Below are 2,443 nucleotides of genomic sequence, written 5' to 3' on the forward strand. Positions count from 1 at the left end.
CGACGACGAGACCAGGCAAAGCCGCCTCGCGCTGTGCGCCGCCGCGCTGCGGGTGCTCACCGCCGGCCTTGGCCTGCTCGGCGTGCCGATTCCGGACCGGATGTAGCGCGCGTCTTACGCGAACCCCGCAGAGATAACGGGCGGCTTTCGGAGTCACCACTAGTCCGTTCGGGATGAATGTGCCTTTCCTCCCCAGCATGTGAAGTCGCGAACGTACCGCTTACGTGACCGCCGAACCCGTTCCGGGCGACGCTGCGTCACGGCAATGTCGATGCCATCGAACCGAACGGGCGAGCGTGGCGGGCGCGGCGTCCATAGGAGGAGGCAACGATGAAAAGCCGCAGCAGGCGCGGCAACCGCCAGACGGCCATGAAGGCGCGTCTTGGCATCGCCACCGCGGTGCTAGTAGGCGGCGGCGCGATAGGTGTGGCAGCGGTCGCGGCCGCCAACCACGGCACCGCGGCGACGACGGCTCAGTCCGCCGGGTTCACGCTCAACTTCCACCACACGATCAGCGAGCAGCAGGCGCTGAGCTCGGCGCTCAGCACCTGGGGCCAGTCTCAGCAGAAGTCGATGACCACGCTGGCCGAGATGGCGCCGATGCGCACGTTCAATCAGTTCTGGTCGCATCGCACCGAGTTCGCCGCGCAGCGCGGCGTCGTCGTCCTGGCAACAAAGAAGTTCCTGCTCGTCAAGTCCGCCGACCGCCAGCTGCACTTGTGGTGGCTGAACGGCGCGACCAAGGTCAGGAACGTGGGCGCGAACGCCACGGGCATGGCGGCGATGACGGGCAACAACACGGCGGCTACCGCGGCCATGAAGACCAACAACATGGCCCCGGCCGCGGTCACGATGGCAGGCAGCACCAGCGCGGTCAGCCAGATGGCCGCCCCGGTATCGAAGCCGACCACCATCACGGTCGACACGGGTGGCCAGGTCATCACGATCACGATCACCGCCGCGACCGCCACGGTGACGCAGCCGGGCACTGCTACCGCGACGACGACGCCCGTCGTGACGGCGACACCGACCGCGACCTCAACCGTGACATCGACCGCGATGGCCACCGCGACGGCGACACCCACGGCGACATCGACCGCAATGGCCACCGCGACGGCGACACCCACGGCGACCGCGATGGCGACCGCCACTCCGACTATGACCGCGACCAAGCAGCCGACCATGATGGCGACCGCGGGCGTGGCCCGGGGTGACCTGGTGTTCGTCGTCGGCGTCCGCAGTCACGGCGCCCTCATCGCGAAGCTGGTGCTCTTCGCGGCACCGGCCACCGCCAAGCCGGCACCGACCGTGACGCCGACTGTGACGTCGACGGCCCCCGCCGCGTCGGCGAGTCCGACCCACTTCTGATACCGGCCGGCTCTCGGAAAACCAGCCCGCGGGCGGCCACGCGCCGCCCGCGGGCACCGTCCGCTCACCGAACGCAAGGGACCAATGGCAGACCTTCGCTATCCCAGCCACCGGCGCGCCGACCAGCCCCAACTGCGGGCTGGTGACCTCGTGCTCGACGAGGCGCGCTGGACCGTCTTCCGTGGAGACAGGCAGGTAGACCTGTCTCCCACCGAGTTCCGCCTGCTGGCTTACCTGATGCGTAACCAGGGGCAGGTGCTCACCAGGGCGCAGCTCCTGAAAGACGTCTGGGGCTGGAACAAGGGCGCCCAGTCCCAGGTCGTGGAGACCTACGTCAGCTACCTGCGGCGCAAGCTCGACGCGCTCGGCCCCCGGCTGATCCACACCAGGCGCGGCGCCGGCTACCTGCTCCGTCCCGCCGAAGCCCAGACGAGTATCACCGCCTCACACCGCGACGAACCGGCCCGGTTGTCGTACCCTCGGATAGGACGGACCGCCGTTCGTTAACGCCGACCGGGGACGAGTGGGGAGGGCAGCCAGTGAGCGGAATAGTCCTGCTGGTGCTCATCGGCTTGGGCGCCGCGTGGCTATGGACGCGCGGCCGCAAGCGCTTGAGCATGCCAGTCAACGGAAAAACCTGGATCGGGGTCGTCATCGTCGTCGTGGTGTTGCTCGCCCTTGCTTACGGGGCCACCCAGACCCCGCACTCCAGCGTGCCCTGATCCTTGACGCGAGAGAGCTCAGGGCGTTAGCGACCGTTGAGCGGCAGCTCGAACCAGACGGCCTTGCCTTCGGAGGTGGGTCGTGACCCCCACCGGGTGGCAAGCTGCTCGACCAGGTAAAGACCCCGGCCGCCCTCGTCGGTGGCTCGCGCGGTGCGCAGCCTCGGCAGCCGCAGGTCCGGGTCGAAGACCTCGACCCAGACGGCTTCGCCGCCGCGCCTGAGACGGAGCACGAACTCGCGGGGACGCTGCGACGGGGCCAGGTGGGCGACCGGGCTGTCCCAGGTCTGCGCCGTGACCGCCGTCACGCCGCCCGGCCACTGGGTCGGCACGCCCGCGGCGGCGGGCACCGC

General features: G+C 69.5%; 5 protein-coding genes. 4 read left to right on the forward strand and 1 reads right to left on the reverse strand.

The window, feature by feature from the left end:
* From WA805_RS31065 to WA805_RS31080, 4 genes are all read left to right on the forward strand, one after another.
* Positions 1-106 (forward strand): DALR anticodon-binding domain-containing protein (locus tag WA805_RS31065; protein WP_425244116.1); only part of this gene is annotated, 106 nt, incomplete at its 5' end.
* A gap of 224 nt (positions 107-330) precedes the next feature.
* Complete coding sequence (locus tag WA805_RS31070; protein ID WP_425244114.1) at positions 331-1,368, forward strand: hypothetical protein; 1,038 nt, start codon at positions 331-333, stop codon at positions 1,366-1,368.
* A gap of 84 nt (positions 1,369-1,452) precedes the next feature.
* Positions 1,453-1,875, forward strand: coding sequence for a winged helix-turn-helix domain-containing protein (locus WA805_RS31075; RefSeq protein WP_422327162.1), 423 nt, complete (start codon positions 1,453-1,455; stop codon positions 1,873-1,875).
* 32 nt (positions 1,876-1,907) lie between these two features.
* Positions 1,908-2,090 carry a hypothetical protein gene (locus WA805_RS31080; RefSeq protein WP_422327163.1) on the forward strand — a complete coding sequence of 61 codons (183 nt, stop codon included), beginning with the start codon at positions 1,908-1,910 and terminating at the stop codon, positions 2,088-2,090.
* Between the two features lie 26 nt (positions 2,091-2,116).
* Here WA805_RS31080 and WA805_RS31085 read toward each other — a convergent pair.
* Positions 2,117-2,443: ATP-binding protein (locus WA805_RS31085; RefSeq protein ID WP_425244115.1), on the reverse strand; the 327-nt coding region annotated here is incomplete at its 5' end.

The sequence above is a fragment of the Trebonia sp. genome, from assembly GCF_049794275.1.
In the GTDB taxonomy this organism is placed as follows: Bacteria; Actinomycetota; Actinomycetes; order Streptosporangiales; family Streptosporangiaceae; genus Trebonia.